Origin of the sequence: Escherichia sp. HH091_1A (genome assembly GCF_030295175.1) — a bacterium.
GTDB classification, from domain to species: domain Bacteria; phylum Pseudomonadota; class Gammaproteobacteria; order Enterobacterales; family Enterobacteriaceae; genus Escherichia; species Escherichia coli_F.
In genome coordinates this window covers 1,712,823-1,734,640 of sequence record NZ_AP025747.1, presented here as the reverse complement: position 1 = coordinate 1,734,640, position 21,818 = coordinate 1,712,823, and the positions used below count along the sequence as shown (strand labels likewise).

Annotated in this window: 29 protein-coding genes and 1 other annotated feature; of the genes, 28 read left to right on the top strand and 1 reads right to left on the bottom strand. The window is 56.3% G+C overall.

The window, feature by feature from the left end:
* Positions 1–56: 56 nt before the first annotated feature.
* Positions 57–1,270 (bottom strand): IS3 family transposase gene (locus QUF14_RS08685; RefSeq protein ID WP_371829233.1). Its coding sequence is split into 2 segments (ribosomal slippage): positions 57–982 and positions 982–1,270, totalling 1,215 coding nucleotides; the frame shifts between segments, so codons are not numbered across the junction.
* Positions 873–989, bottom strand: a sequence feature (AL1L pseudoknot). Its footprint overlaps the gene before it by 117 nt.
* A 309-nt stretch (positions 1,271–1,579) precedes the next feature.
* On the opposite strand from QUF14_RS08685, the gene QUF14_RS08680 reads away from it, so the two are divergent.
* The 28 genes from QUF14_RS08680 (at position 1,580) to QUF14_RS08550 (ending at position 21,808) form a co-directional block, all read left to right on the top strand.
* Positions 1,580–1,858: a hypothetical protein gene (locus QUF14_RS08680; protein ID WP_042971158.1), complete on the top strand. Its 279-nt coding sequence runs from the start codon at positions 1,580–1,582 to the stop codon at positions 1,856–1,858.
* Between the two features lie 183 nt (positions 1,859–2,041).
* Positions 2,042–2,434: a phage holin family protein gene (locus QUF14_RS08675; RefSeq protein ID WP_001372993.1), complete on the top strand. Its 393-nt coding sequence runs from the start codon at positions 2,042–2,044 to the stop codon at positions 2,432–2,434.
* Positions 2,424–2,702 (top strand): phage holin family protein, encoded by a 279-nt coding sequence (locus QUF14_RS08670; RefSeq protein ID WP_000445984.1) that lies wholly within the window; start codon positions 2,424–2,426, stop codon positions 2,700–2,702. Before QUF14_RS08675 ends, QUF14_RS08670 begins: the two co-directional genes overlap by 11 nt.
* A 2-nt stretch (positions 2,703–2,704) precedes the next feature.
* Positions 2,705–3,082 (top strand): M15 family metallopeptidase, encoded by a 378-nt coding sequence (locus tag QUF14_RS08665; RefSeq protein WP_042966122.1) that lies wholly within the window; start codon positions 2,705–2,707, stop codon positions 3,080–3,082.
* Between the two features lie 13 nt (positions 3,083–3,095).
* The gene (locus tag QUF14_RS08660; RefSeq protein ID WP_042966123.1) at positions 3,096–3,278 is read left to right on the top strand and encodes a hypothetical protein; all 183 of its coding nucleotides are present in this window, start codon (positions 3,096–3,098) and stop codon (positions 3,276–3,278) included.
* Positions 3,217–3,366: an SPASM domain-containing protein gene (locus QUF14_RS28895; RefSeq protein WP_157839881.1), complete on the top strand. Its 150-nt coding sequence runs from the start codon at positions 3,217–3,219 to the stop codon at positions 3,364–3,366. The genes QUF14_RS08660 and QUF14_RS28895 overlap by 62 nt, the downstream gene beginning before the upstream one ends.
* Positions 3,353–3,505, top strand: coding sequence for a hypothetical protein (locus QUF14_RS08655; RefSeq protein ID WP_162838175.1), 153 nt, complete (start codon positions 3,353–3,355; stop codon positions 3,503–3,505). Before QUF14_RS28895 ends, QUF14_RS08655 begins: the two co-directional genes overlap by 14 nt.
* Complete coding sequence (locus QUF14_RS08650) at positions 3,505–4,005, top strand: DUF1804 family protein (protein ID WP_000312574.1); 501 nt, start codon at positions 3,505–3,507, stop codon at positions 4,003–4,005. Before QUF14_RS08655 ends, QUF14_RS08650 begins: the two co-directional genes overlap by 1 nt.
* A gap of 46 nt (positions 4,006–4,051) precedes the next feature.
* Positions 4,052–4,792, top strand: coding sequence for a DNA-methyltransferase (locus tag QUF14_RS08645; RefSeq protein ID WP_042966124.1), 741 nt, complete (start codon positions 4,052–4,054; stop codon positions 4,790–4,792).
* A 1-nt stretch (position 4,793) separates the two neighbouring features.
* On the top strand, positions 4,794–6,434 hold the full coding sequence (gene terL, locus QUF14_RS08640) for a phage terminase large subunit (RefSeq protein ID WP_047088853.1): 1,641 nt from the start codon (positions 4,794–4,796) through the stop codon (positions 6,432–6,434).
* A gap of 3 nt (positions 6,435–6,437) precedes the next feature.
* Positions 6,438–8,033, top strand: coding sequence for a DUF935 domain-containing protein (locus QUF14_RS08635; protein ID WP_286333506.1), 1,596 nt, complete (start codon positions 6,438–6,440; stop codon positions 8,031–8,033).
* Positions 8,020–9,186, top strand: coding sequence for a phage head morphogenesis protein (locus QUF14_RS08630; protein WP_042966127.1), 1,167 nt, complete (start codon positions 8,020–8,022; stop codon positions 9,184–9,186). Before QUF14_RS08635 ends, QUF14_RS08630 begins: the two co-directional genes overlap by 14 nt.
* On the top strand, positions 9,183–9,734 hold the full coding sequence (locus QUF14_RS08625) for a phage virion morphogenesis protein (RefSeq protein WP_050937630.1): 552 nt from the start codon (positions 9,183–9,185) through the stop codon (positions 9,732–9,734). Before QUF14_RS08630 ends, QUF14_RS08625 begins: the two co-directional genes overlap by 4 nt.
* A gap of 209 nt (positions 9,735–9,943) precedes the next feature.
* A complete protein-coding gene (locus tag QUF14_RS08620; RefSeq protein WP_042966148.1) occupies positions 9,944–11,059 on the top strand; it encodes a phage protease in 1,116 nt (371 codons plus the stop codon).
* Positions 11,060–11,455, top strand: a complete 396-nt coding sequence (locus QUF14_RS08615) for a hypothetical protein (RefSeq protein ID WP_042966128.1) — start codon at positions 11,060–11,062, stop codon at positions 11,453–11,455. It abuts the gene before it with no gap.
* 10 nt (positions 11,456–11,465) lie between these two features.
* The gene (locus QUF14_RS08610) at positions 11,466–12,374 is read left to right on the top strand and encodes a Mu-like prophage major head subunit gpT family protein (protein ID WP_141220721.1); all 909 of its coding nucleotides are present in this window, start codon (positions 11,466–11,468) and stop codon (positions 12,372–12,374) included.
* Positions 12,375–12,377: 3 nt separating this feature from the next.
* On the top strand, positions 12,378–12,719 hold the full coding sequence (locus QUF14_RS08605) for an HI1506-related protein (RefSeq protein ID WP_001402713.1): 342 nt from the start codon (positions 12,378–12,380) through the stop codon (positions 12,717–12,719).
* A gap of 3 nt (positions 12,720–12,722) precedes the next feature.
* Entirely contained in the window at positions 12,723–13,154 is a 432-nt protein-coding gene (locus tag QUF14_RS08600) for a gp436 family protein (protein WP_096913030.1), read from the top strand.
* Complete coding sequence (locus tag QUF14_RS08595) at positions 13,151–13,804, top strand: DUF1834 family protein (RefSeq protein ID WP_100733555.1); 654 nt, start codon at positions 13,151–13,153, stop codon at positions 13,802–13,804. The genes QUF14_RS08600 and QUF14_RS08595 overlap by 4 nt, the downstream gene beginning before the upstream one ends.
* 13 nt (positions 13,805–13,817) lie before the next feature.
* Positions 13,818–14,027 carry a DUF2635 domain-containing protein gene (locus tag QUF14_RS08590; RefSeq protein ID WP_001371970.1) on the top strand — a complete coding sequence of 70 codons (210 nt, stop codon included), beginning with the start codon at positions 13,818–13,820 and terminating at the stop codon, positions 14,025–14,027.
* Positions 14,020–15,441 carry a phage tail sheath C-terminal domain-containing protein gene (locus QUF14_RS08585; protein WP_047088858.1) on the top strand — a complete coding sequence of 474 codons (1,422 nt, stop codon included), beginning with the start codon at positions 14,020–14,022 and terminating at the stop codon, positions 15,439–15,441. Before QUF14_RS08590 ends, QUF14_RS08585 begins: the two co-directional genes overlap by 8 nt.
* A 12-nt stretch (positions 15,442–15,453) precedes the next feature.
* On the top strand, positions 15,454–15,828 hold the full coding sequence (locus QUF14_RS08580) for a hypothetical protein (protein ID WP_000023097.1): 375 nt from the start codon (positions 15,454–15,456) through the stop codon (positions 15,826–15,828).
* Complete coding sequence (locus tag QUF14_RS08575) at positions 15,825–16,208, top strand: hypothetical protein (RefSeq protein ID WP_000172649.1); 384 nt, start codon at positions 15,825–15,827, stop codon at positions 16,206–16,208. Before QUF14_RS08580 ends, QUF14_RS08575 begins: the two co-directional genes overlap by 4 nt.
* A gap of 14 nt (positions 16,209–16,222) precedes the next feature.
* Complete coding sequence (locus QUF14_RS08570) at positions 16,223–16,381, top strand: hypothetical protein (protein WP_000178828.1); 159 nt, start codon at positions 16,223–16,225, stop codon at positions 16,379–16,381.
* Positions 16,371–18,611, top strand: coding sequence for a phage tail tape measure protein (locus QUF14_RS08565; RefSeq protein WP_075842597.1), 2,241 nt, complete (start codon positions 16,371–16,373; stop codon positions 18,609–18,611). Before QUF14_RS08570 ends, QUF14_RS08565 begins: the two co-directional genes overlap by 11 nt.
* The gene (locus QUF14_RS08560; RefSeq protein ID WP_286333505.1) at positions 18,611–19,960 is read left to right on the top strand and encodes a DNA circularization protein; all 1,350 of its coding nucleotides are present in this window, start codon (positions 18,611–18,613) and stop codon (positions 19,958–19,960) included. Before QUF14_RS08565 ends, QUF14_RS08560 begins: the two co-directional genes overlap by 1 nt.
* Positions 19,944–21,155 (top strand): phage baseplate assembly protein, encoded by a 1,212-nt coding sequence (locus QUF14_RS08555; protein WP_286333504.1) that lies wholly within the window; start codon positions 19,944–19,946, stop codon positions 21,153–21,155. Before QUF14_RS08560 ends, QUF14_RS08555 begins: the two co-directional genes overlap by 17 nt.
* Positions 21,155–21,808: a phage baseplate assembly protein V gene (locus QUF14_RS08550; RefSeq protein ID WP_042966138.1), complete on the top strand. Its 654-nt coding sequence runs from the start codon at positions 21,155–21,157 to the stop codon at positions 21,806–21,808. Before QUF14_RS08555 ends, QUF14_RS08550 begins: the two co-directional genes overlap by 1 nt.
* Positions 21,809–21,818: the final 10 nt, after the last annotated feature.

Sequence of the window (21,818 nt, the reverse complement as noted above, 5' to 3'; positions counted from 1 at the left end):
CTTTCTTGGCGGTGTGAACCGCCCCGGGTTTCCTGGAGAGTGTTTTATCTGTGAACTCAGGCTGCCAGATCATTGTTTCCGATGGAAGCATAATAAGCTTTTTCTGCTTCTGCCGGAGGAGTATGGCCCAGCCTTCCCAGCAATCGTCGATTGTTATACCAGTCCACCCACGTTAGTGTGGCCAGTTCCACTTCTGCACGGTTTTTCCAGCTCTTACGGTGTATTACCTCCGCTTTGTAAAGACCATTGATGCTCTCAGCCATCGCGTTGTCATACGAGTCGCCTGTACTCCCTGTTGATGCCAGTAATCCGGCTTCTTTTAGTCGCTCCGTATAGGCCAGTGACACATACTGAGAGCCTTTATCGCTGTGATGGATGGTGCCAGACGGACGACGGGCCCACAACGCCTGCTCCAGCGCATCCAGCACGAATGTCGTTTCCATAGACGATGAGACCCGCCACCCCACGATGTATCCGGCAAACACATCAATGATAAACGCCACATAGACGAAGCCCTGCCATGTGCTGACGTAAGTAAAATCAGCCACCCACAGCTGGTCAGGACGTTCTGCCACGAACTGACGGTTTACGCGGTCACCTGTGGCAACGGTTTTCCGGCTGACGGTAGTGCGGACCTTTTTACCCCGGAGAACACCGGCAAGTCCCATAACCGCCATGAGGCGCGCCACTGTACATCTGGCCACCCTGATTCCTTCCCGTAACAACTGACGCCAGACTTTACGCACACCGTACACCTGATGATTTTCATCGTATACGCGCTGTATCTCTCTCTTCAGCCAGTCATCGTGCTGCGCACGGGCACTGCGTTTATCCGGATGATGTCGCTGTTGCTGACAATGGTAATACGTTGACGGGGCAATATGCAGTTCGCTGCATACCGGTCCGACCCCGTACTGCTCACGCAGCTTATCCAGCAGTGGCATCATTTTTTCCAGAGGCGGTCGAACTCCGCCTTCGCAAAATAAGCGGAAGCCTGGCGAAGGATATCGTTACTGCGGCGCAGTTCACGATTTTCACGTTCCAGCTCTTTCAGACGCTGACGTTCAGCGCTGGTGAGCCCACCATCACCGCCCCCGGTATCCCGCTCATGCTGGCGAACCCAGACACGCAGAGTCTCCGGCGTACAGCCAATCTTTGGGGCAATGGAACAAATTGCCGCCCACTGTGAGTCATATTCATCCTGACTTTCCAGAACCATACGAATCGCCCGCTGACGGACTTCGGGGGAAAAACGAGTATTTTTAGTCATCCTGTTTACCTCTTTCTCAGGGAGTTTAGTCTCCAGGATTTCCGGGGCGGTTCAGTGCACCGTTTTACATTCCTCGTTGCGATCATGCGTTACGTGCCCTGCGTAACACCCGTTTTATGGCTGATTTACAGCAGCATGTAAAAGACGGATGCTCACACCGGCAGGCGCTGGCACTACTCTGTCCCCGTTACGGGATTTCAGACCGGTACGCATGGCAACTGATACACCGACGACAAAAACAGACTTCGCTGAAAAGCCCCACCCAGGTGGGGCTTTTTGATTAACAGGCCTCAGAAAAAGGAGACACTTATGACCAACTATACGGCACCAGGCGAGTATACGGCCTACTCAGAGCAGGCCCGGGATGCTGCCGGACGCCGCTTCGCTTATATGAAAAATCTGGCCAGCCAGCTAAACCGAATGGCCGAACAACCGGATATGGTTGTTCAGGAAGAAGCGTTGCAGTGTGCCATTGCTGACATCATCGCCAGCGAAAACGAGATGCGCGCAGCGATGGAAAAGGCGAACGCCTCTGCTCCGCTTTGTAATAAACCTCTTATTACGCCGGATTCTCTTTCCCGCTTCTGATTTAGCACCCCGCCGCGGCGGGGTGCTGAACTCCCCCAGCAGTACCCACCACACCAGACCGTTTACCCTCTCCACTCAGACCACAAGGCACCTTAAGGGATAGCGCCCGGCAAAAGTCATTCTGTGCCTTTGACCGGGTGTTATTTACGGGCCGTCAGTGGCTCAGATTTACAGGAGAAACTCATGTCTGAACCCTTATCAGGCGGCGGAGCTGTGGCAGTCACCATCGGTGGTGCCAGTGTGTTTGGTCTTCTCACCAATACCGATTTTGGCGTCGTGGTGGGCGCGTTTGCCGGGGCGCTTTTTGTTGTCACGCAACAGAAAGAAATCCCGGTGTGGCGAATGGCCATCCACCTGCTCGTCGCGTTTGTGGTTGGCGTTCTGGGGGCTGGCGTGGCTGCGTCACTGATGCAGTGGCTGACCCACTACAACGACAAGCCGCTCGATGCATTGTGTGCGGTCGGTGTCTCGGCGTTATCCATCAAGATACTGACCTTTCTTTATCAACAGGAAATTTCATCGCTGTTCGGCCTGTTTTCCAGACTGCGCGGCGGAGGGGGTGGAAATGGAAAGTAGCCTTGCCGGTATCGTGAATGTCTGGCTGTGTCTCGCCATTGTGCTGGGGTTGTTTGTGTATCGCCGTCACGGTGCGGCGCATAAACCGATGATTACCTGGCTGGCGTACTGGCTGATGCTCGGCTACATCATCATCCCGTTCCGCTGGCTGTCAGGTACATACACACACTCCAGCTGGCTGGTTGTGGCGCTGAATCTGGTGTTCTGTGCGCTTATCGTGTGGGCGCACGGGAATTTGTCAAAAATCCTTTCGTTACTGCGGAGGTGAATATGTCGGAAAAATTCCGTTTCAGTCAACGTAGCGAGAAAAATCTGGCTGGCGTAAAACCACAACTGGTGGCGGTTGTACGCCGTGCGCTGGCGTTGTCGGACGTCGATTTTGGTATTACCGAAGGTTTACGCACGAAAGAACGTCAGAAACAACTTGTCGCTGAAGGCAAGAGCCAGACCATGAACAGCCGTCACCTTACTGGCGATGCTGTTGATGTCGTGGCTTACGTTGGTGGCACCATTTCATGGGACTGGCCGTTATACGAAAAAATCGCCCGAGCCTTTAAACAGGCTGCCGCAGAGCTGGGTGTCGCCATCGAATGGGGCGGAGACTGGAAAACGCTGAAAGACGGGCCTCATTTCCAGTTAAAACGCTGATGCGGGAGGGATTATGAACAGAAGTCACTGGCCCCACAGAACGCCACGTAAAGCCGTGCGCTGTGTTCTGGCCCTGTTTCTGGTGATGTTGCTTCCGGTGGGATGCACTGACATTAACAGAGCGGGCCAGCTGTTTGACGCGGCGGCACAGGTCTGCCGGATTATCGACGGTATCCGGCAGTGTTCGCAGAACTGATTTTTTGAAGGTCTGGCACAGTGAGCGTTATCAGATTTACAGAATACACAGGTTCAGGAGGTGCAGGCGCTGTCATGGTGCTCGCTGAACGCATCACCCATTTTTACCGTCAGCACGGTACACATGATGGCACTGTCATTGAACTGGATACCGGGAAAAACGTGTTCGTTCTTGAAAATCCCGACGAAGTTCAGCGCAGGATTGAACAGGCTCAGAAGGACACTTAATGGCGTGGTCACAGGATATCAGGGACAAAGTCCGTAACGGGTACATCTTTGACCAGCTTCCGCTGGATATCGTCGCCATGAAGTACGCCGTGCCGCACGATACCGCGCGGCGCTGGAAAACGCAGGCGATGAAGAACGGTGACGACTGGGACAAGCTGCGGGCCGCTCACGCGCTCGCCGGTGACGGGCTGGAAAGTGTCGCCCGCACCGTGCTTATCAGTCTGGTGGTGAAGTGTCAGACGACGCTTGAACGGCTGAACCAGAACCCGGACATCCCGCCGCAGGAGTCCGTCGAACTGCTGGCGAGTCTGTCTGACAGTCTCAGTAAGGCGGTGGCCAGCAGTAAAAAAATCCTGCCGGAAACCGACCGGCTCGCCACGGCACTGGAAGTGGTGCAGCGGCTCGGCGCGTTCATCAAGGAGCGTCACCCGGCACAGTATGCCGCGTTCCTTGAGGTGCTCGAAGGCTTCGCTAAAGAGCTTGAGGATAATTTCAGTTAACCACAGCGGCCCGGTTTTCCGGGCCGTCTGATATTCGGGATTTGTAATGCAAAAACAGATTATTGGTAACGCAACGTTGTATTGCGGTGATGTTCTTGATGTGCTGCCAGCGTTATCCGAACGTTTTGATGCCGTCATTACCGACCCGCCTTACAGCAGTGGTGGCACACATAAATCAGACCGCAGCATAGCCCCTTCGGACAAGTATGTCGGTCACACCCGGTATGCCGAGTTCACCGGCGATAACCGCGACCAGCGCAGCTGGGCGTTCTGGTGTTCCATGTGGATTTCTCATGCATTGCACAGGCTGAATCCCGGCGGTTATTTCATGGTGTTCAGTGACTGGCGACAACTACCGGCGCTTACCGATGCATTTCAGGCCGGTGGTGTGCTGTGGCGTGGTCTGGTTGTCTGGGATAAAACGCAGGCTTCCCGTGCGCCACACACCGGCTATTTCCGGCATCAGGCCGAGTATGTGGTCTGGGGCAGCAACGGAAAACTCGACAAATGCCCGCACGGTGGCCCGTTCCCTGGTGTGATTACGCAGCGTGTTGTCCCGTCTGAAAAACTGCACATGACCGCAAAGCCAGTTCAGCTGATGGCCGAGCTGGTTAAACCGCTGGCACCGGATGCGCACGTCCTCGATCCGTTTATGGGAAGCGGCACCACCGCCATCCCTGTACTTGCCCGTGGCGGACGGTTTACCGGCATTGAAATGACTAACCAGTATTTTGATATCGCCTGCGCACGTATCGAAAAAGCGCAGGCAGAAGCAGCGCAGGTGTGACGTGGCAAAACGTAAACTTTCCATTAAAGAGTTTCAGAGAAGCTTACAGGAGTACATCGCCAACCTCCGCCAGACCATTGAGGCTGAATGTCTGGGGTTTGATGTTAACCCGCAGGCCACACAGGCCCGCCGGGCGGCAGTCTGCGACCCGGTGACGGGCTACGATTATTTTGTCGAAAACTATTTCCCGCACTACGTCCGCAACCCGGCAAAAAGTGAGCTGCATAAATACCTGTTCAGCCGTCTGCCACAGGTTGTGGCAAGCCCGGACCCGGAGAACGACGCCATCGCCGCGCCCCGTGGTGAAGCAAAATCCACGCTGGTGACTCAGCTGTTTACCCTGTGGACCATTATCCGGGCCATTAAACATTATCCGGTCATCATTATGGACAGTATCGACCAGGCTTATCCGATGCTGGAAGCCATCAAGGCTGAACTGGAGTTTAACCCCCGTTTAAAAAACGATTTCCCGGAGGTGTGCGGGCAGGGTCGCGTCTGGCGTATGGGGACCATCGTCACAGCCAACAATATCAAGGTGACCGTTGCCGGTAGTGGTAAAAAGCTGCGTGGTCTGCGCCACGGCCCGTACCGTCCTGACCTGGTTATCCTCGACGATATCGAGAACGACGAGATGGTGCGTAACCCGGAGCAGCGCGACAAGCTGCATGACTGGCTCACCAAAACCGTGATGCCACTGGGTGAGGCTGGCGGTAAAACCGATATTATTTATATCGGAACCATCCTGCATTACGACTCCGTACTGTCGCGCACGCTGAATAACCCGATGTGGAAAACGGCCCGTTTTAAGGCCGTCATTCAGTGGCCTGCCAATATGAAGTTGTGGGACGAGTGGGAAGAACTCATCCGCAACAAACAGCCGGAAGCGGCGGAGGCACTTTACCGGCAGAACGAAGCCGAGATGCTCGCCGGGTCGGTGGTGTCATGGGCGGCGCGTCCCCTGCTGGCACTGATGAAAATCCGTGTCCGTGACGGTCACGACACCTTTGATTCTGAATACCAGAACGACCCGGTCAGCGGTGAAGATGCGCTGTTTGCGGGCTGCATTAAGTTCTGGGTTAACCGTCTTGATGAATGGGTGTTCTACGGCGCTGTTGACCCCAGTCTCGGGAAGAAAAACAAAAACCGCGACCCGTCGGCCATTCTCGTGGGGGGCTTTAACCGCTTTACCGGCATTCTGGATGTGGTTGAAGCCGATATCCGCCGACGTCTGCCAAATAAACTTATCGAAGACGTGATCAAGTATCAGCGGGAATACCACTGTCTGTGCTGGTCGTTTGAGTCCGTTCAGTTTCAGGAGTTTCTGCGTACCGTGCTGGTTGAGCGTTCGGCGGCGCTGGGCGTACCGGTTCCGGCGCTGCCGGTCATCCCTCTGGAGGATAAGGCGCTGCGTATTGAGTCCCTTCAGCCGCATATGGCCAACGGCCTGATTCGCATCAGTCCCGCACATCAGACTCTGATTGACCAGCTGCGCCACTACCCCAAAGCCGACCATGATGACGGCCCGGACTGTCTGCACATGCTGTGGACGCTGGCAGTGTCGCGCAGCGCAAAATTTCAGATACACACCCCACGCAGCACCGGGCGTGACCGTGGCGGGCGTTTTGGTTCAGGAGGATGGTAATTAATGGCACAGCTTGTTGATATTTACGGACGCCCGCTGAAACGTGAGGCACTCAAAACCACGCAGTCGGTCAGAGTGGCGGAACGGCTGCGCATTTATCCCGACCACCCGTCGCGTGGTCTGAACATCAGAAAACTGCCGCGCATTCTGGAAGCTGCCGAACGCGGTTATCTTCCGGCGCAGGCGATGCTGTTTGCGGATATGGAAGAACGTGACGGCCATCTGTTCGCCGAGATGGAAAAACGCAAAAAAGCGTTGCTGACGCTGGACTGGTCGGTGGAGCCGCCCCGCAATGCCTCGAAGGCAGAAAAGGCGCTGGCCGCCGCCGTGGATGAATGGCTGCATGGCATCCCGGACATGGAGGACATCATCCTCAACGGGATGAGCAGTGTCGGTTACGGCTTCAGCTGTCAGGAAATCAGCTGGGCGTTCGTGGATAAAACGTGGTTACCGGATGCGGTGACGCTGCGCCCGCATAACTGGTTTATTACCCTGCCGGAACACAATGACAAACTCCGGCTGGATGACGGCGGTCGAGGGGAAGACGGTAAGGACGGTTCCGCGCTGTGGCCGTTCGGCTGGCTGGTTCACCGTTACAACGCCCGGTCGGGATTTCTGGGTTCATCCGGCCTGTTCCGCGTACTGGTCTGGCCGTATCTGTTCAAAAACTTTGCGCTGCGTGATATGGCGGAATTTCTGGAGATTTACGGTCTTCCTGCGCGCATTGCGTACTATGCACAGGGCACCAGTGACGAGGACCGGGACAACATTCTCGAAGCCCTGGTTAATCTGGGCCATGAAGCGGTGGCAGCCCTGCCGCAGGGTAACGAAATCGAGTTCAAGGAAGCCGCGTCCGGCGGGCCGGAGGCGTTCATGTCGATGGTGGAATGGGCGGAGCGTACCACCTCAAAAGTGATTCTGGGCAGTACGCTGACCAGCCAGGCTGACGGTAAAACCTCCACCAACGCGCTGGGTAATGTGCATAACGAGGTCCGGCACGACATTCTGGCCGCCGATGCGCGCCAGCTGTCCGGCATGTTCAGCAGCCTGATACAGATGATGGCCAGCCTCAACGGCTGGCAGGATATCCCGCCACGCCGTCTGCCGCGTCTGGTGTTTGATGTGCAGCAGGAAGCCGACATTAAGGGGGTGGCGGAAGCCGTCAGTGTGCTGGTCAACAATGTGGGAATGAAGGATATCCCGGTGTCGTGGGTGCGCAAAAAAACCGGTATCCCCACCCCGAAAGACGGCGAAGAGGTACTGGTTCCGGTGGCACAGCGTCTCCCTGTGCAGGCCGGTCTCAGCCAGCTGCGTGAGCGGATGAATGTTGCCGCACTCAGTCAGCAGGACAACGGGGAGGACGACCCGGCACAGCGCGCCATCGACCGGGCAGCACTTCCGGCAGAGGCCATCGCGCAGGGAATGAACGAACTGGTGGCCCCGCTGGTGCAGGCCATACAGGAAGGCCGGAATGCAGACGAGGTCATGAACGTACTGGCGGATGCATGGACGGAGCTGCCGGATGACACACTGCGGCAGTTGCTGGCGCAGGCATTCTTTGTGGCGGATATCTGGGGGCGACTGAATGCCGACAGCTGACGATGTTGACCTGGGGTATGCGTACACACTGAAACCGGAAGAAGCGATTAAGTATTTCGAAAGTAAGGGATACGTTATCGGCTTCCGCTGGCACGATGTGAAGGATATCGCCAACGCCCGGGCGTTCACGGTGGCTGGCGTGCTGAAACTGGATGTGCTGAAGGATATCCGTGATGGCCTGACGGCCGCACTGGCTGACGGCGGGACGTTCCGGGAGTTTGCTGCACAACTGGAGCCACTGCTGGAGAAAAAAGGCTGGCTGGGTAAAAAACTGATTGTGGACGAGGACACCGGCGAACTGCACGGCAGACAGCTGACGCCGCGCCGGTTGCGCACGATATTTGATACCAACATTCAGTCGTCCTACAACGCCGGACGTTATCAGCAACAGATGGCGAACGTGGCCGACCGGCCTTATTTTGAGCGCGTGGCGGTGATGGACCTTCACACACGCCCGAAACACGCCGCCCTGAACGGCTTTACCGCCCGGGCGGATGACCCGGTCTGGGAGTATTTCTACGCCCCTGACGGGTACGGATGCCGCTGCCGTATCCGGGCGCGTTCGGCGTCTGATGTGGAGAAATATGGCCTGACGGTGCAGAGCAGCGAGGGGCGACTGGTTGAGGTTGAGCAGGAATATGGCCAGCCGGGCCTGACCATCAGAACAATGGGACTGAAGATGCCGGACGGCTCCGTGTATACCGCCGACCCGGGCTTCGGATTTAATCCCGGTCGGGTGGCATGGCAGCCGGAACTGGAGAAATATGATTACCGCAGTGCCCGCCAGTATGTCACCGGCACTCTGACCGGGCCGGATTTTGCCCGGGGACTGGCGAACGTCAGCGAACTGGATGCGCGCCAGCGATATCCGCTGGCCATCCGTTCACCGGAACAGGTCGCCGCCACGGGCGCTGCACGGCAGACGGTAAACCTTACGGCTGACGTTATGAAGCGCCTCAGTGCAACAGACACGCCCCCGGCCGCCGCCGACTATGTGCTGATGCAGCAGACCATCGAACGGGCGGAGCATGTCACGCAGGACGGCAACGCGTGGCGGTATGCGTTACAGTCGGGCGACCGCTGGTCAGTGGCGACGGTTGAGGATGACGTGCTGACAGACTGGGTTATGCAGGATACCCCGGAGGCATCATGAGCAACGGTAAACTGGATATTAAGATTGATTTAAGCGCGTATAACACCACGCTGGGGAAACTGATTCGTTCCGTGAAGGACCGGCGCGATCTGATGACGGCACTTGCGGGTTCCATGCTGGATGCGGTTGAGACTAACTTTGAACAACAGGGGCGCCCGAAATGGATGGGCTGGAGTCCGGCTTATGCGAAACGGCGCGGCCCCGGGCAAATCCTTCAGAAATCCGGGCGACTGGCTGCCAGTATCCGCTCTGCGGTTAACAATAACGAGGCCACGGTCGGGACAAACGTCCGTTATGCCCGTATCCACAACGAAGGCGGCGAAATCCGCCATCAGGCACGGACGCAGAACCTGTATTTTAAACAGTACAAAAACGGCAGCGTCAGCACCCGCTTTGTGAAAAAGCGCAACAGTAATTTTGTGCAGAGCGCAACGGTCGGAGCGTATACGGTCAACATGCCCGCGCGCCCCTTCCTTCAGCTTGTACAGGACGACATCGACGAGCTGGAGAACACCGCAAACCGCTATTTTGCGCGTGTGATTGACTGAATGACCACAAACGCGCTGTAATCGTCTGTGGCAACATAAACGCCTCACGGATGAGGCATTACAGCACCGCACCCCGTAAATGCTGTCAGAATCGTTTTTAAAAGGGTTTTAAAAACGGTTTTATTTCCCCTTTTATCCTTTCGCGTTATGGCTGGGTGCTGAACACCCTCCACAGTACCCCGTGTTCCCCTTCCGTCATCATGCCGCGTATGAAACTGAACATTGCGGCGTTAAGCCTCGAAATTACTAAAGCAACCCACAGCGAAATCCAGCTGTTTCCGGCGGGCGAGTTCAGCGCGGTGGATGGTCGCCCACATACCGATGAAGTCGAAAGCGGTAAATGGGTGCTGACCGCTGAACTGGCCGCGCAGCTTGTCGCGCAGGTGGCCGCCCGTACCACGCCTTTTGTCATTGATTACGAACATCAGACGCTGCGCGCCGTAAACAACGGCAAGCCCGCCCCGGCGGCGGGCTGGTTCAGCCAGGTGGAATGGCGAGAAGGCGCGGGCCTGTATGCCACCGGTGTGGAGTGGACGGATAACGCGGCGGCCATGATTGCCGCCGGTGAGTACAAATTTATTTCCCCTGTTTTTGCCTACAACAAGCGCGGCGAAGTGCTGGAGCTGTTACATGCTGCGCTGACCAATACCCCGGCGCTCGACGGTATGGACGCGGTCATGCTGGCTGCGGCCAGCCGTCTGGCGAGTCTGTCAACTGAAACGGAGAACACAACGGTGGATGAAGAACTGTTAAACGACTTGCTGTCCAGTCTGCGCTGGATGCTTAACCTCCCGGTTACCTCAACGGCGGAAGATATCAAAAACGAGCTGCAAAAGGTCGTTGACATGATTTCGAACGGTCAGGGAACGGCGGCGGCATCCGTCAGCCTGCTGGCCCTGCTGAATCAGAAAGACGAGCAAATCGCCAGCCTGTCAGCCAGTGCCTATGACCCGTCAAAACACATTTCCCTTGCGGCCTTTGAAGAACTTCAGGGGCGTTATGCCGCACTGGCGCAACAGTCCGGTGAGGCCGAAGCCGGGGCACTGATTCAGGCGGCGCTGTCTGACGGGCGACTGCTTCCGGCGCAGGAAGACTGGGCGAAAGATTACGCCAGCCGCGATATCAACGGCTTTAAGTCCTGGCTGGATAACGCACCAAAACTTGTTGCACTCAGTCAGACCCAGACCGGCGGTAAACCACCCCAAACGCCGTCGCCTGCCCCGGCGCAGATTAAAACCGGTGATGACATCGATGTCGATATCGCCATTTGTTCAATGATGGGCGTTGATCCAGAGGATGTCGCCCGTTACGCAGGAGACAAGTAAATGGATCGCAATACCCCCTATCGTGACGGCGAGCTGAACCCGGTGCCGGTTGCCGCTGCGACCGAAATTTTTGGCGGCCATATGGTGGCCGTTAACGCATCCGGTTATGCCGTTCCGGCCAGTGCCACGGCCTCACAGATTACGCTGGGCGTGTCTGATGGCTGGGTGGATAACAGCACCGGCAGCGATGGCGACGCCACCGTTCTGGTGCGTTGCGGCAAAGCCTTTCTGATGGCGAACAGCACCTCAGACCCGGTCACGCAATCGCAGGTCGGCAAGGTGTGCTACGTGGAAGACAGCGTGACCGTGGCAAAAACCGACAACAGCAGCGCCCGCCCTGTCGCCGGGAAAATAATCGGCATCGGTGACGATGGCGTCTGGGTTCATTTCAGTTAAGGAGCAAAACGTGATAGTCAACGTTAAAAACGTCAAACAGATTTTTATCAATCTGAAGGCCACCTTCCAGAAAGCCTTCGACCAGTCACCAACTGACTGGCAGAAGGTGGCAATGGAAGTGCCATCAAACGGCAAGGAGAACGACTACAGCTGGTTAAGTCGTTTCCCGAAAATGCGCGAGTGGATTGGTGACAAGGTCGTTAAATCACTGGCGGCATTTAACTACACCATCCGTAACAAGGACTGGGAAGCCACGGTTGAAGTCGATCGTAACGACATCGAGGACGACCAGATTATGGGCTATGCCCTTCAGGCGAAAGGGGCCGGACAGTCGGCGGCAGAGCTACCAGCAGATATTGTGGCGTCCCTTATCAGTAACGGTTTTACCAATCCCTGTTACGACGGCCAGCCGTTCTTTGATACCGACCACCTGGTCGCCGGTAAATCGGTGTCCAACAAAGGCACCAAAAAACTCAAAGTTGGCTCGCTTGCCGAGGCGAAAGCCTCCTACGGTGCCGCCCGTACATCCATGCGCAGCCTGAAAGATGACGAAGGCGCATCCCTTAAAATTCGCCCGAATCTGCTGGCTGTGCCACCGGCACTGGAAGATGACGCGAACTACCTGATGACCGCCGAGAAGTTCCCGGACGGTACGCCGAACCCGTACCGCAATACCGCCGAAGTGCTGGTGATGCCGGAGCTGGCGTCGGATTCTGCGTGGTTCCTGTTTGACACCACCAAACCGGTGAAACCGCTGATTTATCAGCTGCGTAAAAAGCCTGTTTTTGTGGAGCAGACGGACTACAACAGCGACAACGTGTTCAAGAGTAAGAAGTTCCTGTTTGGTGCCGAAGCGCGCTGTAACGGCGGTTACGGCTTCTGGCAGATGGCATTTGGTTCTGATGGTACGACGGAGTAATGCATGGAAAAGGTGATTGAAATTACCGCCCGCCGTGAGGGTTTTCGCCGCTGCGGTGTGGCACACAGCGCAACCACGAAGGAATGGCCTGCGGATGCGTTCACCCCGGAACAGCTGGCGGTGCTGAAGGCTGACCCCATGCTGATTGTGGTGGAGCGCGATAAAGCGTCCGGCCAGAACGACGCGGCCCGGGGTGATGAGCTGGCCGCACAGCTGGATGCCGAGCGTCAGAAAGTCAGCGAACTGACGGCGCAACTGGAAGAAGAACGCCAGAAAGTCAGTGAACTGACCGCACAGCTGAACGCCGCACAGAAAACACAAAAAGCGGACAAAAAGGAGAAGTAACCCATGTCTTACGCCACACCGGAACAGTTCATCAGGGCGTTCAGTGAACGCGAGGCGCGCACACTGACGGATGAAGACATGACGGGATTCATCGACGAAGAAAAGCTGGCCTCCGCGCTTGCACGTGCCAGTGCCTGGATTGATGGCTATCTGGTGGGGCGTTACCGGACCCCGTGGCCTGACAGCCCGGGGATACTGGTGGGTTACTGCTGCGATATCGCCCGTTATCACCTGGCGACCGATTACCGTATCTGCTCAGAAGAAATTCAGATGCGCTACCGGGATGCCATCCGCTTTCTGGAGAAAGTCGCGGCAGGACAAATCAACCTCGGACGGGATACGTCCGGCAGCGTGATCCAGTCATCGTCACAGGTGCGTATCCGCTCCGGCTCCCGTCAGTTCGGGCGTGAGTCCACGCGGGGAGGTGCATTCTGATTACTGACATTGAACGGGCGCTGGTTGAGCGTCTGCGCTGTGGTCTGGGGCATATGGTGCAGGATGTCCGCACCTATGCCGGTGAACTGGATGAAGACCCGGGCCGGATTGTTCGCAGCCTTCCGGCAGCCTGGGTGACGTTCGGCGGCATCGTGAAAACCGAACGCTATTCCACGTCACGCCGGAAATACATTGCCACCGGACGCTTTGTGGTTGTGGTGGGTGATTACAACACCCGCAGCGAACAGAGCGCCAGACAGGGAGGCACTGTCCGGGATGAAGTCGGGACAAACCAGCTTGTTGAATCCGTCCGTCGCCTGCTGACCGGTCAGGATTTGGGGCTGGAGATTGATTATTTCGAACCCGGGCGGGTCAGGACGCTGTTTAACACCGGCGTGGCAGAGCGGGCAATGTCCGTATTTGCCTGTGAGTTCGATACCCGCTGGGTGGAGCACGCGCTGGAGAACGGCAAATGGCCGGAGCGCGGCGCAGAAGCGGACCGCCTCTTCAACCGCTACCACGGCAGGCTGTCAGACCCTGACCCGGAACTGCTGAACCTTGGCATCCTGTACCAGATGCAGGACAGCGACGCTGAAATATCAGGGCTGACTGAATTAAGAGAGCAACAGCATGAACAAAATGAAGGTTAAGGCGGCTCCCGGGATGAAGTTCCCGATGGAGGATAACGCCCGGAAATACATCACCACGGAAGCAGTGACCGTTGAGAACACCGCTTATTACCGGCGCGCCGTTCAGGACGGTGACCTGATTCTGGTGAAGGATGAGCCTGAAACCACCGTGACGGCTGAACAGGACGCCGTGCAGGTAAAAGCGAAGGCGAAGAGAGAGAAACAGGTGGATTCCGATGAGTGAAATTCAGTTTGACACCATTTCGGGCGGCATCCGTAAGCCCGGTGTGCATTTTGAGTTCAATACCCGGCTGGCCGTTAACACGCTGCCGGGTAACGAACAGCGTGTTCTGGTGATTGGCCCGATGCTGTCAGGCGGCACCGCCACGCCCCTGAATGCGGTTTCCGTGTATTCCGAAGACGAAGCGGATTTGTATTTCGGGGCCGGTTCGCTGGCCGCTGCAATGGCGCGCGCGGCTATTAATGCCAACAGCTATCTGCAACTGGATGTTATCGGTATTGCAGACAGTGGCGCAGGAAAGGCAGCAACCGGCGCGGTTACCGTCAACGGTACGGCAATCAGCAGCGGCACACTGTCGGTATGGGTTGCTGGTGAGCAGGTCACGGTGGATGTGGAAACCGGCGATGAACCGTCGAAAATCATTCCTGCACTGGTGGAGGCAATGACGCAGACGCCATCGCTTCTGGTCACGGGGGAATACAAATCAGAAGCCTCTCAGCTGACGGTGACCACCCGGACCAAAGGAGCCTGGGGGAATGACATTACCCTGTCAGCATCCACCACGGCAGGTGGTCTGACCGTGAGCGCCACGCCGATGGCGAACGGTGAAATGGACCCGGATATTCAGCCCGCACTGGATGCGGTCTTTGCCGCCGGTCACAACATTCTGATTTGTCCGTTCAGTACCACGCCAGCCCTTGCCGCCCTGAAGCAGCATCTGGAGAAAACCGGGAACGCGATGGAACAGCGCGGCGCGATTGGCTGTGCGGGCTGGACGGGCAGTCTCGGAAACGGGATCACCCTGGCAGCCGGTGTGAACAGCGGGCGCGTGTCCGTCCCCTGGTATCGCGGCTCCGTGAAGCTGCCAGCGGTACTGGCTGCCATCTACGGCGCTGTGATGGCGGGCGAGGAAGACCCGGCGCGTCCGCTGAACTCGCTGGCGCTGTCCGGGCTGGATGTGGTCGCCATGTCACAGCGTGAAAGCCGTAACGAGCAGGAAAACGCCCTGCATAACGGCCTGACGCCGGTTGAGGTTGGCCCGGGTAACACGGTGCAGATTGTGCGTGCGGTCAGTACGTACACGGTTAACGCACAGGGCGTGACTGACGTCTCGTTACTGGATATCACGTCCATCAGAACGCTGGACTACACCCGCAAGGCGTGCCGCGAACGCATCAGCCTTCGCTTCCCGCGCGAAAAACTCAGCACCCGCACTATCGCAAAAGTGGAAAGCGAACTGTATGACGTGCTGATTAAGCTGGAGGAAGCGGAAATTCTGGAGAACGTGGAAGCGAACAAGGCAAAGCTGCGCGTTCAGCGAAACGGGAAAGATGCAAACCGTCTCGACTGCGTGGTTCCGGCGGATGTGGTTAACGGCCTGCATGTGTTTGCCGGTCGCATCGACATGATTTTGTAAGGAGCGCGGTAAATGTCCATTAAAGAATATGTCGGCTCGATTGTGCTGGAGGTGGACAGCCAGGAAATCGAGATCACCGACTTCGATGTTCAGATCAACACCGGGCGAAAGCTGGTCAAGACCATGAACAAAACTGGCAGGGCAAAAGGCTTTGCCCGTGGCATTGCCACTTACGATATTTCAGTTTCGGCGGTTATCCCTGATACCAACGAGCCGGACTGGGAAAATCTGGAAGGTGTGAAAATTTCAATTTATCCGCTCAGCAACAGCGGCAAGCGCACCTCCTATCTGGACTGCTTCACTGTTGAAGTGGGTGAGAAATACACCGTCGACAGTGAAGCGAAAATTGATATCAAAATGGCTGCACTCAGGAAGGTGACAGGATGACTTTGATTAATACACAGACCGGCGAACTGTCTGATGGCGTGGTATTTAACGGCACCGTTCATAAAAACTTTGAGCTGCGTCTGCCGGTCATGCGTGATAACGGGCAGGCACTGGAAGAAACCGAAGAACGCTTTCAGACGGTGGACGGCTTCGCGGCAGATTATTACTACCGTTGCGCAGTGATGGCGGCAACGCTGGTCCGTCTTGGGGATATCCCGCAGGAAGAACTGACGGCGGATCTGTTGCACGACAACATGACGCCGGACGATTTTAATATTCTGCTGGCATCACGCAACGTCCTGAAGGTAAAGCGGAACGGCGGGAATCCCGGCTCGCCGGACTCCGGCTCGCAGTCCTTATCCTCGGGCGCTACGGAATAACCGAAGAGCAAATCATGACCATGAGCCGTCCCGAGCTGGACGGCTGGCTTGCCGCCGTTGACAGGCTGAACGGCGGCGGTTCAGGAAGAAAGGACACCTCACAGACCACCCGCCAGTCATTTAAATCCCTCAGAAAGAAACGCAGAAAAGGTAAGCAGAAAAATGGCCGGTAATTTCAAAGTTGGCATGACCCTGACTGCGAAGGACGAAGCCTCGCAGGTTCTGGAAAAGGGACAAAAACAGGTTATCAAAGCCACCGAAGGTGTAACAAAGGCAACACGGAAGGCAGGCGCAGAGCAGAAGCGTACCGAGCAGGAAAGCATTAACAGCACGAAAAAGGCCGCAAAAGAGATACAGCGTGCCGCCCGTGCCCGGGAAACGCTCGGTATTCGTGCAGAACGTGAAATCCGGCGTGAAATTTATCAGACAGTTGCCAGCTATAACCGTCTGGCCCGCGCCGGTTTTGAATCTGCGCAGGAGCAGGAGCGCGCCATGCAGGCCGCCCGGGAAAAAGCCCGGGCACTCAAGCGTGAACTGGATGGCGTCACTCAGGCTCAGATGAAGATGGCGAAAACACCTGTTATCCCGGAGCCGGGGCGTTTTGCACGTGCGGCAGCATTTGGCGGGAATGCCGTGACAATAGGTGGTGGTATCGCGGCAGGTGCTGCCATTATGGCGCAGCCGGTCAAAAAGCAGATGAGCTACGAACGCCAGCTGGCAATGATGGCCAATACCGCCTTCAGTGATGGCGGACTGGAGGGGCGCAAAGCCGGTCTTGAGCAGATGAAAAGCAGCATCCGTAACGCGGTGACCTATGGTGGCGGCACAAAAGAGGATGCAGCCGAAACACTGGATGCCCTGCTGAAAGATGGCGGTATTTCATTTGACACAGCCAGCAAGTGGCTGCCTGAACTGATGAAATACGCCACGGCTTCCGGTGCATCAGCGACAGACCTGGCTAATGTGATGCTTAAGGGCAAAAAGACTTTTGGATTCAGGGATGAAGATATTTCCACCGTTCTGAATATGGCAATTGCAGCGGGCAAAGAAGGCAGCTTTGAACTGAGCGACATGGCCCGATGGTTATCTTCGCAACTGGGGTCAGCGTCAGCTGCGGGGATGAAAGGCAAAGATGATTTCGTCAAGATTCTGGCACTGAATGAAGCTGCTGCCATCACGGCGGGAAGCAGTGATGAGGCCGGAAATAACGTGTTTAACCTGCTGGCTAAACTGACCAGCCACGATATTGAAACAGCGGCAAAGAGCATTGATTACAACGGTAAAGGAATTGATTTTTCCGGTACGCTGGTTCAGGCGCGCGAGCATGGGCTTGATCCGATAGATGCGCTGTCCAGCCTGATAGACAAAATCGTTGCCAGCGATAAACGCTTTCAGGAGTTGCAAAAGAAACTGGCCTCCGCCCGGGATAAAGGTGAGCAGACGGCTGTTTACGATTCGATGGCAAAACTCCTTGAAGGCTTTGGTGTCGGGAAACTGGTTGCAGACCAACAGGCGTTAAAAGCGTTGCTGGCTTACCGTAACAACCCTGAATACCGCAAGAAGGTTGAAGATGCGGTTAATCAGCAGCGCACCCTGCCGGAAGGTCAGCGCGCGGGTGATGTGGATTTTAACTTCATATCCGGCCTCAATGACTTTAAAACCGAACAGGCTAAAAACACGCTTGAATTTTCACAAATGGATGGTGTGAAAAAACTGGCTGATGCATCCGGGACTGTGGCCGATGCCATAAGCTGGGCGGGTGAAAAATTTCCGGGGCTGACCACAGCAGTGGTGACAGCTACCACAGCCATTAAAGCGATGACAGCAGCGGCCGTCACGTTTGCGGGGCTGAAACTTATTACCGGTAATCCAGTGTCCGGAGGAGCAGATAAGCCCGATGATACTGGGGATACTGCATCCAAAGTTAAAGATATCAGTGAAGTCGCTTCCGGCAATCAGGGACGTCTGGGAAAAATAATGGGCGCTGCCGGAAAAATTGCAACCATTTACGCAGGCTATGAGGCCGCAGAAGAACTTTATGGGGCTGTTGTTGGCGATACCATCAAGAACTTTACAGATAATCATGGTTTGTTTTTTGCAGACGATGGCTCCTTGTTCTTTACCCGTGAAGGAATGCTTAAACGGGATAATGAGCTGAAAGCCGCAGCTGATGCTCTGCCATCACCGGAGCAGGTGAACAAAGCCGCCGGAAACACAACGCCTGAATCAGCATCAAAGCAACCCGGACGCATCACCCAGCCGGAATACCTCACGCACTGGGGACCACCTGCCAGCCCCATTAATTTCACCACACAACTGGTGCTCGATGGTCAGGTCGTGGCGGAGGCAGTGAACAAATACAACCTTCAGGACGGCAACAGAGGCACGGGAGGAACTTACTGATGGGCTGGGCTGAAAACCTGCAAAACGCCTCCTTTCGTGGCGTGCAGTTTGATGTACTGAACACGGATGAACAAATCAGCCGCGACCATGCGGTCTATGAATACCCGTTTGTTGACGGGGCGGATTTGCACGACCTCGGACGCAAGGCGCGACCGTTCCGCATGACGGCGTTCCTGTGGGGGGAGTATTACGAATATAAACTCGAAAAGCTGATCGCCGCCCTGGACGAAGGCGGCGATGGTGAGCTGATTCATCCGGTTTACGGCTCCGTACCGTCGGTGATTGTGACCGGCTACAGCATTCGCCATGACGCAGAAAGCCCGGACAGCTGCACCATCGACATGAGCTTTCTGGAGAACCGCACCGGCAGCGCGTTGTTCAGCACCCCGTTACCGGAGCTGTTTGCACAGCAGTTATTTGAAGAACTGGATAAGTTACTGGCACAGTTAAGCGAATTATTTGACGCTGTTACGGCCCCTTTAAAGACCATTAACAGCGTGATTAAAAAAATCCAGACGGTACGTGCCACGCTGGTGAATACCCTGCTGATGTTCAAAAGCGATTTTCTCTCATCCATCGACAATATGATGTCACTGGCCAGCGAACCCGGAAAGTTTATCGGCGGGCTGGCAGAGGTGCTGGAAATCCACACGTCAGATGTCGGGCACGCGGTGCCGGTGCTGGAGCGTACTGATTCCGCCACCACGACCGGACTGACCGGGGAAGACAGCGTCGCCAGTTCTGCGACAGTGATGACCTGCTGGAATGAGGTGATGGCAGATATGGATGAGCTGGTCGCGCTGCCGGTCGCACTGGTCAGCGGCGATAAAACGCCGTCTGTGGCACTTCCGCCGGATGCGTCCGTGGAAGACGTGCAGGACGTGAAAGCGGCTTATGCGGTTCTGGCAGCCTCAGAGCTGGCCAGCGTGGCGACGGCGATACTGTCAGATGAGGCCCAGTCAGAGCAGCTTATACCGGCGGATATCGGGCGACTGGTCGGGGATGTGCGCACCCGCTTACAGGCCGCCATCACGCTGTTCCGTGAACGCTATGAAGGCGAACGCGAACGGATAACCGAAACCGCATCACCGCTGGGGCTGATGTACCCGGAAATTATTCAGAGCATGAAGAACGTGGCGGCATCCGTGCAGGATGTCGGTCTGCTGGTTCTGTCACGCCTCCCACCGCTGACGCAGAAACAGGTGCAGGCGGATAGCTGTCTGCTGTTGCTGGCGTGGCAGTGGTACGGCGACTACAGCCGTGCGGCAGAGCTGCAACGTCTGAACCCGCAGCTGCGTGACCCGAACAACATAACCGCCGGGATGGTGATTAATGCCTACGCAAAATAACGACGACAAAATCAGCCTGGTCATTGCCGGAAGGTCGCATTCTGACTGGAGCAGTTATCGTATTGACAGCGATTTCCTGAAAGCCGCCGACGGGTGGCAGCTTCAGCTGGGACTGCCTGAAAAGGTGTTCCCGGCGGATATCGTCCGGGGTGCGCCAGTCCGTTTGCAGGTGGGAGACGAGACGGTCCTCAGTGGTCGCGTGGACAGCGTGCGCCGCAGTGTATCCCGTCAGAGCTGCACGCTGACCCTGTCCGGGCGTGATGATGCCGCCATCCTGGTGGACTGTGCCGCACCGGTGTTCAGCGCCAACCAGCTGACACTGGACGAGGTCATCGACAGGATAGTCAGACCGCTGGGGATACAGCGCATCCGTATTCAGGCGTCCGGTGTGTCACGTAATGACAAGGTCGTTATAGAGCCGGGGATGCGTGCGTGGGATGCACTGGCTAAAGCTGCCGCCGGTCGCGGCTTATGGCCGTGGTTTGAGCCTGACGGGACGCTGGTTGTGGGTGGCCCTGACTACACCACCACGCCGGTGGACACGCTGATTATGAAGCTGGACGGCACCGGGAACAACGTGATGGAGCTGGACGATACCCGGTCCATTAACGGCTGTTTCTCCGAGCTGACGGTGCTGGCCCAGAGCCACGCCCGCCGCGCAGACAGCAAGAAACAACTGGCCGTGGTGCCGCTGGATATCTGGAACAAGGACGGCAGCGTGCGCACATTATCCGGGCAGGACAGCGGTAATACGGACAATGGTCAGACAGGCATTCATAACATGAAAGCCGTGGCCACCGACCCCACCGTGGATTATTACCGCCCGCAGATAATCACCCAGGGCGACACCAGTAACATGGAGCAGGTGAACTGGCGCGCCAAAAAAATGATGAGTGATGCCCGCCTGTCGGGGCTGAATATCGTCGCACTGGTTGCAGGTTATCGCACGACGGACGGTGTCCTGTGGCAGCCCGGCCAGCGTGTGCGAATTGTCAGCGAACCCCACGGCATTGATTCCATCTTTTTCCTGATGGGGCGTGAGTTCAGCGGAGGCCGGAGCGGGCAGACAACCCGGCTCCGCTTTAAGGAGGATGGCGTGTGGATACCAGATGCCTTCCCGCGCGAGAAGAAACGCCATCACCGCAGGGGCAAAAAGAAAAAAGAGGTCGCCATTGTTAAGGTCTGGGAGAAATGATGTGGGACAAGGTTAATCAGCGCATACAGCAGGCACTGGCCGCCGTTCGCCAGGCATTCAGGGTGGTGACCGGTACGGTGGACAGTTCGACCAAAGTACAGTTGCTTCAGCTGAACGGGCTGGCAGGCGAACAGCTGGACGGTGCGGAGTATTTTCAACATTACGGCCTCACCACATCCCCGCCGCCCGGCTCGATGGGTATTGCCGTTCCGCTGAATGGTAATACCTCCCATACCGTCGTCGTGGCCACAGAGCACGGCGCATATCGCCTGACGGAACTGAAACCCGGGGAAGTGGCCCTGTATACCGACGAAGGCGCGAAAATTGTGCTGAAGCGCGGACGTGTGATTGAAACGGAGTGTGATATTTACCGGGTGAAATGTAATTCGTTTGAAGTTGAAGCAAAGGACAGCGCTGGTTTTATTACTCCCCAACTTACCGCAAGTGAGCAATTAATTGCTGAAGGGAAAATATCCGGTAATGGGGGTATGGCCATTAAAGGCGGCAAAGGAAAATATACTGCCACCTTTGAAGGCAATATCAACCACACAAGCGGTGTGATTACCTCCGTTGACGTCACCATTAATGGCGTTAAAATCGGAACGCACAAACACCCGACCCCACACGGCATGTCTGACACGCCGGTTAATTAAGTGCTGAACA

Excerpts from the sequence above, each read along its gene's own strand:
- QUF14_RS08630 (WP_042966127.1), top strand. The coding sequence starts at position 8,020 with ATGCCGACAGCTGACGATGTTGACCTGGGGTATGCGTACACACTGAAA.
- QUF14_RS08680 (WP_042971158.1), top strand. The coding sequence starts at position 1,580 with ATGACCAACTATACGGCACCAGGCGAGTATACGGCCTACTCAGAGCAG.
- QUF14_RS08575 (WP_000172649.1), top strand. The coding sequence starts at position 15,825 with ATGACTTTGATTAATACACAGACCGGCGAACTGTCTGATGGCGTGGTA.
- QUF14_RS08635 (WP_286333506.1), top strand. The coding sequence starts at position 6,438 with ATGGCACAGCTTGTTGATATTTACGGACGCCCGCTGAAACGTGAGGCA.
- QUF14_RS08590 (WP_001371970.1), top strand. The coding sequence starts at position 13,818 with ATGAAGTTCCCGATGGAGGATAACGCCCGGAAATACATCACCACGGAA.
- QUF14_RS08665 (WP_042966122.1), top strand. The coding sequence starts at position 2,705 with ATGTCGGAAAAATTCCGTTTCAGTCAACGTAGCGAGAAAAATCTGGCT.
- QUF14_RS08625 (WP_050937630.1), top strand. The coding sequence starts at position 9,183 with ATGAGCAACGGTAAACTGGATATTAAGATTGATTTAAGCGCGTATAAC.
- QUF14_RS08675 (WP_001372993.1), top strand. The coding sequence starts at position 2,042 with ATGTCTGAACCCTTATCAGGCGGCGGAGCTGTGGCAGTCACCATCGGT.
- QUF14_RS08560 (WP_286333505.1), top strand. The coding sequence starts at position 18,611 with ATGGGCTGGGCTGAAAACCTGCAAAACGCCTCCTTTCGTGGCGTGCAG.
- QUF14_RS08670 (WP_000445984.1), top strand. The coding sequence starts at position 2,424 with ATGGAAAGTAGCCTTGCCGGTATCGTGAATGTCTGGCTGTGTCTCGCC.
- QUF14_RS08620 (WP_042966148.1), top strand. The coding sequence starts at position 9,944 with ATGAAACTGAACATTGCGGCGTTAAGCCTCGAAATTACTAAAGCAACC.
- QUF14_RS08655 (WP_162838175.1), top strand. The coding sequence starts at position 3,353 with ATGGTGCTCGCTGAACGCATCACCCATTTTTACCGTCAGCACGGTACA.
- QUF14_RS08580 (WP_000023097.1), top strand. The coding sequence starts at position 15,454 with ATGTCCATTAAAGAATATGTCGGCTCGATTGTGCTGGAGGTGGACAGC.
- QUF14_RS08550 (WP_042966138.1), top strand. The coding sequence starts at position 21,155 with ATGTGGGACAAGGTTAATCAGCGCATACAGCAGGCACTGGCCGCCGTT.
- QUF14_RS08600 (WP_096913030.1), top strand. The coding sequence starts at position 12,723 with ATGTCTTACGCCACACCGGAACAGTTCATCAGGGCGTTCAGTGAACGC.
- QUF14_RS08615 (WP_042966128.1), top strand. The coding sequence starts at position 11,060 with ATGGATCGCAATACCCCCTATCGTGACGGCGAGCTGAACCCGGTGCCG.
- QUF14_RS08605 (WP_001402713.1), top strand. The coding sequence starts at position 12,378 with ATGGAAAAGGTGATTGAAATTACCGCCCGCCGTGAGGGTTTTCGCCGC.
- QUF14_RS08660 (WP_042966123.1), top strand. The coding sequence starts at position 3,096 with ATGAACAGAAGTCACTGGCCCCACAGAACGCCACGTAAAGCCGTGCGC.
- QUF14_RS08585 (WP_047088858.1), top strand. The coding sequence starts at position 14,020 with ATGAGTGAAATTCAGTTTGACACCATTTCGGGCGGCATCCGTAAGCCC.
- QUF14_RS08565 (WP_075842597.1), top strand. The coding sequence starts at position 16,371 with ATGGCCGGTAATTTCAAAGTTGGCATGACCCTGACTGCGAAGGACGAA.
- QUF14_RS08645 (WP_042966124.1), top strand. The coding sequence starts at position 4,052 with ATGCAAAAACAGATTATTGGTAACGCAACGTTGTATTGCGGTGATGTT.
- QUF14_RS08650 (WP_000312574.1), top strand. The coding sequence starts at position 3,505 with ATGGCGTGGTCACAGGATATCAGGGACAAAGTCCGTAACGGGTACATC.
- QUF14_RS08555 (WP_286333504.1), top strand. The coding sequence starts at position 19,944 with ATGCCTACGCAAAATAACGACGACAAAATCAGCCTGGTCATTGCCGGA.
- QUF14_RS08570 (WP_000178828.1), top strand. The coding sequence starts at position 16,223 with ATGACCATGAGCCGTCCCGAGCTGGACGGCTGGCTTGCCGCCGTTGAC.